Raw genomic sequence first — 14,245 nt, forward strand, 5'->3', positions numbered from 1 at the left:
TTCGCAACCTGGAGTGCAGGGGATTTATCCTCTGCCCGCCGTAGGCAGTGCGGTTAAAGGTGCCTCCGGCGGCCCTGCCGGGGGCTAAACTTTTAAAAAGTTTAAGAAACAGGTTTTAAAAACAGATTCGGTTTAATTTGAATCAATAGCGAATGTGATTTTCCCTGAGGAACGAAGGGGAAAGCTCATTCGCAACCTGCTTTCGAGGTGTTTTGCCTAAGTGGATTCGCTACCCTCGCCGCCGGAGGTATTGCTTTTGTTTTTTCCTGAGCCCTCTTGACCCTGTGATTCATCAGACTTTAACCATAGAAGGCACGCTTTTTAGCCCCTTTATCGTTCTTCCGCCCTCAGACAAAAAACTCAGGCTCTTTGCGATCTGCAAATCCAACTTCCAACTCGTGCTTGTGCCGAAGGTAGTTCTCGTCGTCATAGTACTTGGCCTGGACCGGGCATGCTTTGACGCAGGCCCCGCATTTGATGCAGATGCCGTTTACTTTTGAAACGTCCTCAGTGTCTATGGAGCCCATGGGGCAGACGGTGACGCACAGTTTGCAGTCCGTGCAATCGGCGCTGGTTTTGGGGACGACTTTTCGGATGTCCACGGGCACGCCGTCCGGGTTTCTGGGCTTGTAATAGGGCCGGTAGGGGCGGTGTCCCTTAAGGGGGACCGGGGAGGCTGGGGCGGTTCCTGACAGCTTTGTTGCAATCTTGTCCGCAAAATCGGCCACAAGGTCATTGTCCTTGCCATCGGGCCGCCCTTTTCCCAATGTTTTGGAAAAGGAGTGCTCGCCAACAAAGGCGCCTCCGGCCACGATGGAAAAACCCTTTGCCTCCAGGATATCGGCCAGTTCCACCAGGGCGTCGTCGTAGTGCCGGTTGCCGAAGAGCACCACGGGCACGGCCCGGGCACCCCGGCCTTTTATGGTATCCAGGTACGTCAGCAGGACATTGGGAACCCGCCCGGCATAGACCGGGACCCCGAAGACCACGAGATCCTGCGACCCAAAGGAGACCGCCTCTTTCCTTGCGACCGGCAGGGTAAAGTCCATCTGTCCCACCTCTGTGCTGCCGCCCATCTTGTCTGCCAGGGCCGTTGCCAGCCCGCATACCACGTGCCTGGTTGTGCCCGTGGGGCTGAAGTACATGACCTGAATCGTTGATGTCGTCATACCGTCCGCCTTTCATGATTTAAAAACGCCTCCGGCGGCCCTGCCGGGGGCTAAACTTTTGCCTGATCTTATAATGACGGGTTTAACAAACAGGTTTTAATACAAACCCGGTATATCCATTTGAGCTTCCCTCTATTCCTACTACCAGGTTCAGAAGCATAGCCACCGCCACGGATAAAAAGCAAAAAAAAAAGCAATCCCGGCAAGGAGCCGAAACCGCTTTTTCACACCTTTTTTTGTAACTATTCGGCTTATGCCTCCGGCGGATAAGCCTTTAAAAAGTTTAACAAATAGGTCTTAAAAAATTATTTCAAATGAAGTCTCTTTTAACGGCGGATGTGATTTGACGCGAGGAACGAGGGGCAAAACGCATCCGCAACCTGCTTTCAAGGTGGCACACCTTGCCGCCGGAGGCTGTTTTTTGGAGCTGAACAGTTACCTTTTTTAAGGCTAACCAACCAGCAGATCAGCCGGGTTCGCTACCCGGAAACCCCGGGAGCAGCCACCACAGCCTTGGGGGTAGTTTCTTTTCTGACAGGAAGGTATCCCTTGCCCTTGAGTTCGAGGACCAGGGAGTTGATATAATTTTTAGCAACTTCTTTTTCAGCGGTTGCCAGATTTTTGAAGAGGCCCACGGGCAGCAGGGGGAGCCACCACACCTGGGTCACCTCCTCACGAGAAAAAAAGGATTCCGCCTTTTGACCGTTCTCATAGAGGGTGGCCGCCCATTCGCAGTTGTGGGAGTACCAGACGGGAAGAAGGAAAAGGGTAAACCCGGCAAGGTATGAGCCGCTTGATTCATTGGGGCTGGGGTTCATGGTCACGTCGAATCGGATATGAAAATCCCCGGGATCCCGCACCTCTTTGACGGTGTTAAAATACCCGGTCTCGGAAAAATGGCGCTTGATGCCCCGACTGATCTCAGATTCCGTGGCCGTCCACTCCGAACCGCTCAGGGTCACCCCGTGCATGGAAACGCTTGCGCTCCCGGGCAGGTTGTTGTGGACCTCAACGCTGTAGGTCATCTCCCCCCTGGCCTCTGTACTCAACGAGACCGGCTGGCACTCGGTTACCGGAATGTCATGCTTGACAATGGACGCGCACCCGCTGAGTAAAAAAACACCAAGGGCCATCACCAGCCCCGCTTTCATATACCTCATCCCTCTTTTCCCTTCACTGCCGCATCAGATATCACCCGCGGCCCACATATCTCATTTCCTGTTACACAAGCTGTGACAGCTCACAAAAAAAGGCACCCAGGTGCAACCCGGATGCCCACGACTGAACCGGCCCTTTTCATGGCTGATTCTTCATCAAATGTCCACTTGTTTTCGCTACATGTCCGTTAAAAAAAACTCACAATGCGACTTTGGGGAAGCACATCACGATTTGTCTAAGTTTCTTGCAACCGTTCAGCTATTCCAAAAAAGCCTCCGACGGCCCTGCCAGTGACTAAGCCTTACTGGCTGGGTGTGACAAACAGGTTTTATGAATGATTGACGTTATCCCAATGCTGTTAATGGGACTTTTGCTTCTCAGGCTCTTATGGCTCAACAGCAGGCTTAATCACTTCATAACGAGATGAAATAATCGACTGAAACTCTGCTGAAATAGCATTCCAATCCAGAATCTCCACTCGAAAGGGGAGGCTGGACTCTTCGAAGGCCTTCTGGAGATCAAAGAGTTGCCGAGACTCAAGGCGTGTGGGTTCCATCACAACCAAGTCAAGGTCCGACCATGGCTTGGTGGTCCCCTTCACCCGAGATCCGTATGCCCACACATCGACCGTCGGGACATGACGGGAAAGAATATCCACCACCTCTCTCAGGTGCTTTGCCTGAAGATCAATCATTTCTTGCCTCAAGGGCGGCAAGAAACCGGACCGCCTCTTTGGAAAAAAGGGCCGCAGACTCAAAGACGTCGTCTGCAACCGACACATCATAGGTGTGCGAGGTCATGTTGCGTGACCGGTGAAAATCCATCCAGAGATCCACGTCATCAATCAAGCGATTCTCAGCGCCATACCTGAAAAGCTCCCGCCGGGTTACCCCATCCACATAGGTCGACCCTATATTCTCCTCCAACCTGCGTTTCAGGCTCTTCCAACACAGCTCATAGGTAAATTCAAAATTCAGAATCACGCCTGCCCGGAGGCCGTAGCGCGTCACCTCATCCAGTGAGCCCATCAGGTCGGAATTCTGGACCCTGCTCAATAGCAATTCCAATGACGTGGTCGCTTTTTTCAACCGGCTCAGTTCCAGAGGCATTCATCCCCCATGCCATCGATAAAAAAACGTCAACAGGCCTGCACGTCACGACCACCTACGCCCCATAACCTATGACCTATGACCTAATATCCTGCCTCACTCTTCCTCCCCATCCAGCCTCTCCTGCCACTCCACCACATACTTTTTCACAGTCCTTCGGTCGAGGCTGGTCCGACGGGCCACCTCTTCGAATTTTCCGTACTTCTGGTAGAGCATGTGGCAGTAGGCGGTGACGAGTTCATGGGCGGAGAGTTCGCCCCGTTCGAGGTCGCCGAAGCCTTCGGGAATCTGACCGGTATGGCGGGCGGTATGGACGTCGTCGCCGTGGTAGCTGCGGTTGAGAAACACGCGCCGGATGCACTGTTCGAGCTCCCGGACGTTGCCGGGCCAGGGGTAGCCTTTGGGCAGGTCGGTTTCGATGACATCCAGGACCATGTCTGTGAGGTTGTCCGAGCGCTTGCCCACCATGCGGGCAACGAGGAGCTCCACAAGGTCCACCAGCTCCCGCTTGTCCTCTTCGATGCGCTGGCGCAGCGGGGGCACGGTGATGACATCCGAGCAGAGGCGGTAATAGAAATCGTCCCGGAACCGGCCTTCGCTCCTTAACTGCTCCACGGGTTTGTTGGTGGCTGCGATGACACGGCCCTTGAACCGCACCTCGTTGTGGCTCCCCACGGGGGAGAAAACCCGCTCCTGGAGAACCTGGAGGAGCTTGATCTGCACGGGGATGGAGACCTCGCCGATTTCGTCGAGGAAGATGGCCCCCCAGGGGCTGCAGCGGGAAAAGACCCCCTGATAGTCGTCGATGGCCCCGGTAAAAGAGCCCTTGCGATGGCCGAAGAGCTCGCTCTCGATGAGGGCTTCGGGGAATCGGGAGAGGTTGATGGAGAGAAAAGAGCGGGTAAAGCTCTCCTTGAAGCAACCCCGTTTCCGGTCGTAGGGGGTGTAGCCGGAGCGGCCGATGGCGGCGGCGGCAGAGCCTTTGCCCGTGCCGGTCTCTCCCAGGATCAGGGTGGAAAAGTCCTCCATGCGGTTCCAGAGGATCCCGCTGTAGAGCTCCATGTCGTGGGTAAAGACGTTGTTCCAGAGGCGGTAGCGCAAAGCGACCATGGAGGCGCTGGGCCCCACCAGGGAGTAGTGGATAAAATGGTAGGCGCGGCGAAGCTGGTAGCACCCCTCCACGGTACGGATGGCTTCATCACGCTCCAGGCCCGCGGCTTCCAGGCCGCTGATGGCTTCCTTGAGGAAGCTGGCCCGGATCTGGTGTTCCCCGGCCCTGGCCTGTGCCTTGATAAGGCGATCGAACTCTTTTCGGTATCTGTAAAAAAAGACAAAGGTCACCACACCGGTGACGAGCTTGCGGTCCTCTCCCTTGTACATCCGAAGGTCCAGGCGGCCCTCTTTTTCCATACGGATCGCCTCGGTCTCCACCCGCTTCACCGCCGCTTCCACGGCCCGGGAGGGGGAGGTGGATTCCGGCACCCCTGCGATCTTCCGATCCAGAAAGACCCGCTCTTCACCAAAGGGGTTAACCCGGGGGGCGCGCCCCACCAGGGTAAAAAATTCACGTTCTTCCGGGGTGAGTTCTCCAACTCGCGTACTTCGTTTGAGCATCACTGGCTTATTCCTTTCCCCATCTGTTCCTTTCATGCACACCAAGTGCACGGGGTGTCGACTTTTTACCATAACACCCTCTCAAGGTACCCGGCAAGCATACGCATCAAAGGTCGGCAAATCGAGACCTTACACCAGCACGAAATAAATGGCACGGCTTTTGCATTCGTTTGGGTCTCAAAATTTATGAATGAAATTCATTTTTTTCTGCATCCGGGCCCCATGAATGGCCCACGCGACGGGCGCCACACCAGGCCCGGCCATGACACCATGTTTTCACGACCGCCTCACCTTAGGGTCTTTCCGGCAATATCGCCGGCCACCCCGGCTGAAAGGCGCTCAAAAGCGATGCAGAAGATGACATAACCCCGGCCCCGGGGAGGCATGAACGCCCCCGGGCCCGGAGATACTCAGGAGTCTTTGAATGATCAAACGAGTCTTAGGATCCAGACTGCCGGCACTGGCTTACAACCCCACAGGCGCTTTCGATATCGGCTACTTCCGCGCGCTCTCCAGGGCTGGCGTACTCCCTGTATTCGACACCGAAATGATGGACGAAAAAACCGCCATTGAAGGCGTAAAAACCCTCTCCAAGGAGGGATTCCCCTTTGGCGTCCGGCTCCGCACCTCCATGGGCGGGCTGATTCACTTCCTCGACACCAGCAGCATCCCCAGCCTGGACCTGGTGGTGGTGGCGGCCGCAGCCCCTGAGCACTTCTCCGCCATCTCCAAAAGCCGCCTGGGCTGCAAAGTCGTGGTGGAGGCCGTCAACCTGGGCACCACCTTTCCCCTGGCCGACGGCAAGCCCGACGCCGTGGTGGTCCGCGGCGCGGAAGCCGGCGGGTGCATCTCCCGCTACACCTCCTTTATCCTGCTCCAGTGGTACCTTGAAAAGAGCGATTTTCCTGTCTTCGTCCACGGCGGTGTCGGTTTCCACACCGCTGCAGGCCTGTTCGGTGCCGGTGCCTCGGGCGTCGTCCTCGACTCCCAGCTCTACCTCACCGACGAAGCCCCGGTGGCCCCGGCCTTCAGGGAGCAGCTGAAAAAAATCGAAGAGTTCGACTCCATCTCCATCGGCCGCACCCTGCCTTTCAGGTTCCGGTTCTTCTGCAAGCTCGCCACCAAGGTGGTCAAGGAGCTCGGCGAGATGGAATCTGCCCTGCTGGGCCGTGCCGACGAGGCCGAGGTGCTGCGCCGCGAGATCGAAAAGCGCTTCACCCCCATCAACACCGAAGGGGCCAACCCAGTCCAGAGCCTCTTCTTCCTCGGGCAGGACGGGGTCTTTGCCAAGCGGTTTGTGGCCGAAGGCACGGACGTGGCCTCGGTCATCGACCGCTTCTTCACCCGCGTGGGTGAGCTCACGGCCCTGGTGGACGCCCACGATCCTTTAAAAGAGAACTCCCCCCTGGCCCGGGAGCTCGGCACCCGCTACCCCATCATGCAGGGCCCCATGGCCAACATCAGCGACAACGCCGAGTTTGCCGAGACCGTTTTCCGCGAAGGTGGCCTCCCCTACTTTGCCATGGGAAGCCTTCCCGCCGACCTGGCCGAGAAGATCATCGAAGAGGGCTCCCGCAAGGTGCCCCGATTCGGTGCGGGCCTCATCGGTATCGAGGCCCTGAACGGGGCCGTGGTCAAACACATCGAAACAGTCAAAAAATACAAGGTCCCCTTTGCCCTGTTTGCAGGGGGTATCCCCGCCCAGGCCATCGAACTGGAAGCGGCGGGCACCAAGACCTTTCTGCACACCCCGGCCTCCGGGATGCTTAAAAATGCCATCGCCTCCGGCTGCAAGCGCTTTATCTTCGAGGGCACCGAAGCGGGCGGCCACGTCGGACGCCTGAGCAGCCTGGTTCTCTGGGAGATGGGCATCACCCATATGCTCGCCCAGTCGGACGAGGCCCTTGCCGGACAGACCGCCATCTTTGCAGGGGGCCTTGCCACGTGCACCGGCTCCTGGTTCGTCTCCGCCATGTCCGCGGTGCTGGCCGAAAAAGGGGTCAAGGTGGGTATCCAGCTCGGCACCCCCTACCTCTTCACCGACGAGATCGTTACCACCGGCGCCCTGATGAAAAAATACCAGGACGTGGCCAGGGAAGAGATCGCCACCCTGCGTATCGGCACCACCGTGGGCCTTGCCTGCCGCACCATCAAGACCCCCTTCTCCATGGAAATCGTGGCCAACGAGCACCAGCGCATCCTGGAAAAGGTGCCCCTCTCCGACCGAAAACGCGCCTTTGAAAAGGACAACATCGGCTCCCTGCTCATCGCGGCCAAGGGCTTCTCCCCGGATTTCGACAAGCTCAAAAAAGGCGAGCCCCTCTCGCTCATCCAGTACACCGACAACGAAGCCTTTAACAAAGGCAACTACTCCGTGGGCAACAGCCTCGCCTTTTTTGCGGAGACCACTTCGGTGAAAACGGTCCACGACAACCAGATGCAGAGCAAGGAGGGCCTCTCGGCCAACTTGAACGAGCTGGAGGTCATGACCGCCAAAAACGGGATGATGAACGATGAGATCGCCATCATCGGTATGGGCTGCGTCTACCCCGACGCCCACGACACCGAGTCCTTCTGGCAGAACATCGAGTCAAAACGCTACTCCATCAAAGAGGTGGACCCCGCCCGCGTGGACCTTGCACCCTTCTACAACGAAAACCGCAAGGCCATGGACAGCACCTACACCAAAATCGCTGCCACCGTGGACGACTTCACCTTTGATCCGGCGGCCTACGGCCAGGACCCCAAAACCGGGGCCCAGATCTCCCGAAGCCAGCAGATGGCCCTGACCGCCACCTTCGAGGCCCTGGAAAAAGCCGGATACCCGCAAGGCAAGGGGCTCCCCCTGGCCAGCACCGCGGTGATCATGGGCAGCTGCCTCGGCAACGAGACCAGCCACCACCTCAACCTCAAGTACTACTACCCGGAGTTGCGCTGGCACCTGGAACAGAGCGACGCCTTCAAGGCCCTCTCCGAGGATGAAAAGGCAAAAGTCCTGGCCCACCTCAAGGACCGCATGGCCGGCGACTACCGCAACGAGTCCCCGGACTGCGCCACCTTGAACATCGAGGCCTCCCGCGTGGCCGCCGCCATCGGCGCCCTGGGCGCCAACTACGTGGTGGACGCGGCCTGCGCCACAAGCTTTGCCGCCCTGGACTCCGCCATCAAAGAGCTCCTCTCCGGAAGCCACGACGTGGTGATATCAGGGGGCATCAACACCAGCATCAACCCCGAGACCTTCATCGGCTTTGCCAAGATGGGGGCCCTCTCAGCCAAGGGTTCCTGGCCCTTTGACGAGCGCTCCGACGGCTTTGTCCTGGGCGAAGGGGCCGGTGTGGTTGTCCTCAAGCGCGCCAAGGACGCCCTGCGCGACGGGGACACCATCCTGGGCATCGTCAAAGGCGTGGGCGGCAGCTCCGACGGCAAAGGCAAGGCCATCGCCGCACCCAACCCCGACGGGCAGGAGTACGCCCTTCACCGCTGCTTTGAGCAGGCCCGCGGGCTCAGCTTCGACGACGTGGACTTCATCGAGGCCCACGGCACCTCCACCATCTTGGGGGACATCACCGAGATCAAGACCCTGAAGCGGGTCTACGACACGGGCAGGCCCAAGGGGATCAGCTCCGTCAAATCCCAGATCGGCCACCTCCTGGGCGGTGCGGGGGCCGCAGGACTCATCAAGGTCCTCCTGGCCATGAAGCACGCCATCCTGCCCCCCAACGGACAGTTTGAAAAGGCGTCCCCCAAGCACGAGCTGGACGGCAACTCCAAACTCTATATCATCAAGGATGCCAAGCCCTGGACCACGGAAAACGGAAAGCCCAAGCGGGCCGCCGTTTCCGCCTACGGGTTCGGGGGCATCAACTACCACGCGGTGGTGGAGGAGTTCACCTCCAGCTACCAGCCCCCGGCGCGAACCATCTTTCCGGACACCGCCTGGGACTACAACGACGACCGCATCGTCGTCAGCGGCATGGGCACTGTCCTTCCCGGTGGCCTCTCCACGGACCAGTTCTGGGAGACCCTGGTGGACGGCAAAAAGATCCTCTCGGAGATGCCTGAAAACCGCCTTCACCTCGACAACTTCGTGGATGAAGAGCCCGACTTCAGCCTGCCCCGGGTCAAAGCCGGGGTGATCCCCGACTACACCTTCAACAACTTGAAATACCGCATCCCGCCCAAGACGGCCAAATCCATCGACAGGGCCCAGTTCTTCGCCCTGGACGCCGCCACCCAGGCCATTGACGAAGCCTGCGGCGGGGATCGCGAGAAGATGTTCGGCAAAGCCAACAAGACCGCCGTCATCATGGGCAGCATCAGCGGAGAGAAGCACGTGGAGAACATCGTGCGAACCCGCGCCCCCCTGGTGGCACGCTTTATTGCCGAGACCCCGGGCGTGGACCCGGCCAAGGCAGCCAAAGCGGGCGACGCCCTCATGGAGAGCATCCGCGAGCGATTCATGGAGAACAACGAGGACACCACCCCGGGCCTTCTCACCAACATCATCACCGGCCGCATCGCCAACTTCTTCGGAGCCAACGGCGCCAACTTCGTGGTGGACGCAGCCTGCGCCTCCTCGGGCATTGCCGCGGACCTCTCCGTCAAGGGCCTCAAGGCCGGAGACTTCGACATGGTGGTGGCAGGCGGCGTGGACGCCAGCTTCTACCCGGCCATCATGATGGTCTTCAAGCGCCTCGGGGTCCTCACCGACGCCGAGACCTTCATCTGCGACAAGCGGGCCAAAGGCATCCACCTGGGCGAAGGGGCCGCGGCCCTGGTGCTCACCACCTATAAAAAGGCCAAAGAGCTCAACATGCCGGTCTTTGCCGAGCTCTCTGAGATCGGTTTCCGCTCCAACCCGGCCCGGAACCTGTACGCCCCGTCCGAGGCCCTGTTCCGCGAGGTGACGGCACGCCGCTACGACCGCTGCGACGTCATCAAAGAGGACGTGGCCCATGTGGACCTCTTCGGATTCTCCTCCATGATGCTCGATCAGGTGGAGCTCCAGGCGGCCTCCAAGAGCTACGGCCACAAGACGCGCCTGGGTAACATCAAGCCCGAGTTCGGCTACTACAAAGGGGCCAACCCGGCCATTGCCCTGGTGAAACTGGCCCTCATGGCCAAGCACGGCAAGCTGCTGCCCCATCACAGCCACTCCTCCGAGCACTCCATCGTGGCGGACCGGTACAACCTGGTCCCCGGACTGGATCTGGCCGACGCCCCCAAAGGGCATCGCCTGAGCCTGGGCGCCAACCTCTTCGGCTTCGGTGCCAACCACGGCCACGCCGTCATCAGCACCCTGCCCCTGTGGATGACCGAGGCCTCCGCCTCCTTTAACGAGGACGCAGCCCCGGAAACCGCGGCAGTGCCCATGCCCCACGGAGAGGTCCACGCCGGAGAGTCCTGCGCCCTTCTCTGCGGCCAGGGCTCCCAGTACCCGAAGATGATGCAGCCCATCTACCAGGGCAACGCCTACGTCAAAGCGCTCTTCGACAAGGCAGACGCCCTCTTCCGCAAGGAGCGGGGCACCTCCCTTCTGGAGGTGATGTTTGCCGACGAGGACCCGAGAATCCACTCCACGGACTTCACCCAGCCGGCGGTCTTTCTGGCCACGGCCGCGGTGTTCGACCTCCTCAAGGAGGCCGGTTTTGCAACCGACTACCACATCGGTCACAGCGTGGGCGAGTACTCGGCCCTCTACACCAGCGGCATCCTCTCCTTTGACGACGCCTTCCGCCTGGTGATGAAGCGCTCCGAGCTCATGAAAAAGGCCGACCAGAACACCCCGGGCCGCATCCTGGTGCTCTTCAAGAATGCCGAAGAGGCCGCAGCCCTCATCGCGGAGTCCGGCATCGGGGACATCTATGTCACCAACAAGAACAGCACCAAGCAGACGGCGGTTTCCGGTCTCGAAGGGGCCATCGACCAATTCTGCGGGTTCCTGACCCAAAAGGGTGCCATGTTCCGCAAGCTGCCCTTGACCGGAGCGTTCCACACCCCTATCCTCAGGGCCGCCGCCGACGAGCTGACCCGGTTTATCGAAGGCATGGCCTTCAACCGGGAGGGTTTTGCCAAGGTGATCTCCAACGTCACCGGCCTGCCCTACCCCAACGACGAGGCGGCTGTGAAACGCCTTCTCATCAACCAGATCATTTCTCCGGTGGAGTTCATAAAATCCGTGGAAACCGTCCACGGAGCCGGGGTTCGCACCTTTTATGAGGTGGGAACCGGCAAGATCCTCACCGGACTCTTAAAATACATCCTGCCCGAGGGCTACACCGCTCACCTCTCCGTGGACAAAGGAAAAGGCGAGGCGGCCTCCCTTGAGGCGCTTATCGAGACCATCAGACCTATTATGACCGACACTGTTCAAAACAACACCTCTACACACGCAACCGGGCCCCTTAAGACCCCGGCTCCCGCGGCCGTACCCGTGCCCACCCAGCCTTCCGAGGCCGACGGGGCATTTTCCGGCGACCACGACGACTTCAACACCTTTTTGCAGGACAACTCCGAGAGCTTAAAGGCCCTCATCGAAAAAGAGTACATCAAATCCCGCCGCGAGAAGCGCCTGCGCGAAGTGGAGACCTTCGGGTTCTACACCGGTGCCGTCTCCATCGCCGGCGTCTCCATCGGCCTGCCCGGCTCCTCCGGCCGCGTCTTTGACGAGGCCAACTTCGACAAGATCCTTGCCGGCCACAACTGCATCGAGAACCTGACCGAGACAGAGCGCGGGTTCATGCTCGACAAGAACATCGTGCGCATCCACAAGTCCCCGGACGGAAACGCCCGCATGATGGCCATCAACTCCCCCGAAGAGGTGATCCAGCTGGCCGGAAAGCTCGGGTACTTCCACCACAGCGACTTCGGCATCAAGTACAACTACGACATCAGCATCAACTTAGGCATCGCAGCCGGCATCAACGCCCTGCGCGACGCTGGGGTTCCCCTGGTGCGCAACTGGACCACCGGCCCCAGCGGCAAGCGCATCACCAACGGCTTTGCCCTGCCCGAAGAGATGCAGGAGACCACCGGTGTCATCATGACCTCCCTCTTCCAGGGATGGGAGACCCTCCTCACCGAGGTGGAAAACTACTGCCGGGACAAGTTCTCCGTGAAGCCCTTCAAAGAGATGGAGAAGATCTACTACTATCTCATGGAGACCGTGAAGGACACCGAGCTCAAAGGGCGCCTCACCGACTGGTTCTTCGGCCTCAAAAAGGACCAGCCCGAGACCCCCTACCAGTTCAACCGGGAGCTGATCATCAACGCCATCGCCCTGGGCTCCGCCCACTTTGCCCAGATGATCAAGGCCAAGGGCCCCAACCTCCTGCTCTCCGGTGCCTGCGCCTCCACCACCCAGGCCTGCGCAACCGCCGAGGACTGGATCCGCACGGGCCGCTGCGAGCGCGTCATCGTCATCGGCGGCGAAGCAGCCACCAACAAGGCCCAGGTTCCCTGGATCGCCTCCAGCTTCCTCTCCATGGGGGCTGCCAGCATCAAGAAGACCGTGGCCGAAGCGGCCAAGCCCTTTGACACCAACCGCAACGGGACCATCCTGGGTGCCGGCGCCGTCTCCCTGATCGTGGAGCGCAAAGACGCCCTGGCAGCAAGGGGCCAGTGCGGCCAGGCCGATATCCTCGGCTCCTACATCGGCAACAGCGCCTTCCACTCCACCCGTATCGACCAGGATCACCTGGCACGGGAGCTGAGCAAGTTTGTCACGCGCATCGAGAACCGCCACGGACTTGATCGGGGCGAGTACGCCGCCAAGGCACTCTTCATGTCCCACGAGACCTACACCCCGGCACGGGGCGGCAGCGCCGACGCCGAGATCAAGGCCCTGCGCGCCGCCTTCGGTGAGTACGCCCCCAAGGTGACCATCGCCAACACCAAGGGATTCACCGGCCACACCCTGGGTGCGGCCATCGAAGACGCGGTGATGGTCAAGGCCCTGGCCAAGAACCAGGCGCCCCCCATCGCCAACCTCACGGACCTGGCCGAAGAGTTCTCCGACCTGACCTTCTCCCGGGGCGAGGAGAAAGACCTGGAGTACGGCATCCACTTTGCCGCAGGCTTCGGCTCCCACTTCGCCTTCCTCTTCATCCGGGAAGAATCCGAGCGTAGCCGCGAGAACAACGCCGACTACTTTAACTGGCTCAAGCGCATCTCCGGCGAGGAGTACCCCGTTCTGGAGGTGGTGGACAACACCTTAAGGGTCCAGTCCGACACCACCCCCGGGGGCCGCAAGACCATCGAAGCCCCCGCTGGTGTCAACGCCCAGGCGGCCCCTGCAGAAAAGGCCGCCCCGGCGCCTGCCGCCCAGACCGCGGCCAAGGTGCAGGAGCAGAAACCTGCGGCGGCCTCCACAGCACCCGCTGGTGCCGCCGGCGCCATCAAGGCCATCATCGCCGAGGAGACCGGGTACACCACGGACATGCTCGAAGACGACCTCGACCTCGAAGCCGATCTCGGCATCGACACCGTCAAGCAAGTGGAGGTCTTCGGCAAGATCTCCGCGGAGTTCGGACTCGATGTCCCCGAAAATCTCCAGCTCAGGGATTTAAACACCATCGCTAAGCTGGCCGGATACATTGCTGAGCAGGGCGGCGCAGCCACGGCTGCCGCCCCAGCGGAAGCCGCGCCCGCTGTCGATGCGTCCGGAGCCGTTGAGACGGTTAAGAACATCATCGCCGAAGAGACCGGCTACACAACCGACATGCTCGAAGACGACCTCGACCTCGAAGCCGACCTCGGCATCGACACCGTCAAGCAGGTGGAGGTCTTCGGCAAGATCTCAGCGGAATTCGGACTCGACGTGCCTGAAAACCTCCAGCTCCGGGACCTGAATACCATCGCCAAGCTGGCAGGCTACATCAGGGCACAGAGCGGCACATCAGCGGCTGCAACGCCCGCTCCCGTTGATGCGGTTGGTGCGGCCCCCGCTGCCGACGCATCAGGCGCCGTTGACACCGTCAAGGCCATCATCGCCGAAGAGACCGGCTACACCACGGACATGCTCGAAGAGGACCTCGACCTTGAGGCCGACCTCGGCATCGACACCGTCAAGCAGGTGGAGGTCTTCGGTAAAATCTCTGCGGAGTTCGGACTCGACGTCCCCGAAGACCTGCAGCTCAGGGACTTAAACACCATCGCCAAGCTGGCGGGCTACATCGCAGCCCAGGGCGACGCGTC

Annotated in this window: 6 protein-coding genes; 1 reads left to right on the forward strand and 5 read right to left on the reverse strand. The window is 60.0% G+C overall.

Features of this window, described 5'->3' with window-relative positions; translation table 11 throughout:
• Positions 1–347: 347 nt before the first annotated feature.
• From BLQ12_RS15525 to BLQ12_RS15545, 5 genes are all read right to left on the reverse strand, one after another.
• Entirely contained in the window at positions 348–1,169 is an 822-nt protein-coding gene (locus BLQ12_RS15525; RefSeq protein WP_175469850.1) for an EFR1 family ferrodoxin, read from the reverse strand.
• Between the two features lie 479 nt (positions 1,170–1,648).
• Positions 1,649–2,329, reverse strand: a complete 681-nt coding sequence (locus BLQ12_RS15530) for a putative periplasmic lipoprotein (protein ID WP_139163995.1) — start codon at positions 2,327–2,329, stop codon at positions 1,649–1,651.
• Positions 2,330–2,712: 383 nt separating this feature from the next.
• The gene (locus BLQ12_RS15535; protein WP_092211675.1) at positions 2,713–3,021 is read right to left on the reverse strand and encodes a nucleotidyltransferase family protein; all 309 of its coding nucleotides are present in this window, start codon (positions 3,019–3,021) and stop codon (positions 2,713–2,715) included.
• Entirely contained in the window at positions 3,014–3,436 is a 423-nt protein-coding gene (locus tag BLQ12_RS15540; RefSeq protein WP_092211677.1) for an HI0074 family nucleotidyltransferase substrate-binding subunit, read from the reverse strand. The genes BLQ12_RS15535 and BLQ12_RS15540 overlap by 8 nt, the downstream gene beginning before the upstream one ends.
• A gap of 96 nt (positions 3,437–3,532) precedes the next feature.
• Positions 3,533–5,050, reverse strand: a complete 1,518-nt coding sequence (locus BLQ12_RS15545) for a sigma-54-dependent transcriptional regulator (RefSeq protein ID WP_092211679.1) — start codon at positions 5,048–5,050, stop codon at positions 3,533–3,535.
• A 424-nt stretch (positions 5,051–5,474) separates the two neighbouring features.
• On the opposite strand from BLQ12_RS15545, the gene BLQ12_RS15550 reads away from it, so the two are divergent.
• Positions 5,475–14,245, forward strand: an 8,771-nt coding sequence (locus BLQ12_RS15550) for a type I polyketide synthase (protein ID WP_092211681.1), incomplete at its 3' end; no start/stop codon positions are given.

It is taken from the genome of Desulfoluna spongiiphila (assembly GCF_900101345.1).
In the GTDB taxonomy this organism is placed as follows: domain Bacteria; phylum Desulfobacterota; class Desulfobacteria; order Desulfobacterales; family Desulfolunaceae; genus Desulfoluna; species Desulfoluna spongiiphila.

Excerpts from the sequence above, each read along its gene's own strand:
- BLQ12_RS15525 (WP_175469850.1), bottom strand. The coding sequence starts at position 1,169 with ATGACGACATCAACGATTCAGGTCATGTACTTCAGCCCCACGGGCACA.
- BLQ12_RS15530 (WP_139163995.1), bottom strand. The coding sequence starts at position 2,329 with ATGAGGTATATGAAAGCGGGGCTGGTGATGGCCCTTGGTGTTTTTTTA.
- BLQ12_RS15535 (WP_092211675.1), bottom strand. The coding sequence starts at position 3,021 with ATGATTGATCTTCAGGCAAAGCACCTGAGAGAGGTGGTGGATATTCTT.
- BLQ12_RS15540 (WP_092211677.1), bottom strand. The coding sequence starts at position 3,436 with ATGCCTCTGGAACTGAGCCGGTTGAAAAAAGCGACCACGTCATTGGAA.
- BLQ12_RS15545 (WP_092211679.1), bottom strand. The coding sequence starts at position 5,050 with ATGCTCAAACGAAGTACGCGAGTTGGAGAACTCACCCCGGAAGAACGT.